Source organism: Limnohabitans sp. 2KL-17 (assembly GCF_003063415.1).
In the GTDB taxonomy this organism is placed as follows: Bacteria; Pseudomonadota; Gammaproteobacteria; order Burkholderiales; family Burkholderiaceae_C; genus Limnohabitans_A.
The window spans coordinates 1-1,151 of sequence record NZ_NESK01000079.1 but is presented as its reverse complement, the minus strand read 5'-3'; the positions used below and the strand labels follow the sequence as shown (position 1 = coordinate 1,151).

General features: G+C 57.4%; 1 protein-coding gene. It reads left to right on the top strand.

The window, feature by feature from the left end:
- Positions 1-59 precede the first annotated feature (59 nt).
- The coding region (locus B9Z45_RS16645; protein WP_108408293.1) for an IS5 family transposase at positions 60-1,151 on the top strand (1,092 nt) is incomplete at its 3' end.

The window sequence follows — 1,151 nt, the reverse complement described above, 5'->3', positions numbered from 1 at the left end:
TTAGGTCCACGCCGAGCCCCTGAGAAACGTTAATTGTTGAGCAACTACACGGACACATGATGCGCGGCGCTGACACCTTCACCGAGAGCCTTTTCACGATGCGTCATTTGGACGATTTCGTACCAGCGAGCCACCCACTGCGCCCGATTCGCAAGATGGTCAATGAGGCCTTGGTGAAGATGGATGCGCTGCTGGGCAGCATGTACGAAGCGGACATCAAAGGAGGTCGCCCCAGCATTGCGCCCGAGAAACTGTTGCGAGCCATGCTGCTGCAAATTTTCTACAGCGTGCGCTCTGAGCGCCAATTGATGGAGCAGACCCAATACAACCTGCTGTTTCGCTGGTTCATTGGCCTGTCTATGGACGATGCAGTGTGGGTGCCCAGCGTGTTCAGCAAAAACCGTGAACGGCTGATCGAGCACGACGCGGTCATTGAGTTGTTCAACCAAGTGCTGGAGATGGCCGACAAACAAGGCCTGCTCTCGGGTGAGCACTTCAGTGTGGACGGCACACTCATCGATGCTTGGGCAGGCCACAAAAGCTTTGTACGCAAGGACGGCAGTGACGGAGGCGATGGTGGCAACTTCAAAGGCCAAAGCCGCAGCAACGAGACACACGAATCGACAACAGATGGCGATGCCAGGCTCTACCGCAAGGGCCATACGACAAGCGAGCTGCGCTACATGGGCCACACATTGAGCGACAACCGCCATGGCTTGATTGCCAGCGCGGTGGTGACCATAGCAGACGGCTACGCCGAGCGTGAAGCGGCCAAAGCCATGATGGCAGATGCGCTGCAAGCCAAGGGCGATCCAGACGTTGAAATCACATTGGGCGCGGACAAGGGCTATGACGCAGAGGAATTCATCAAGGCGCTGCAAGAGATGAAGGTTACGCCGCATGTGGCGCAAAACACCTCGGGCAGGAAGTCAGCAGTACCCGATGCGATAGCGGCCGCGGTGGGCTACGGCATCTCACAGCAAAAGAGGAAGTTGATCGAACAAGGTTTTGGCTGGGCCAAAGTGGTGGGCCACATGGCGCAGGTGATGGTGCGGGGGCTGGAGAAAGTCGATCAGATGTTTGTGCTGACGATGACCGCCTATAACCTCACGCGCATGCGCACCTTGGGGCAAATCCGTCAGCAGGGGGCG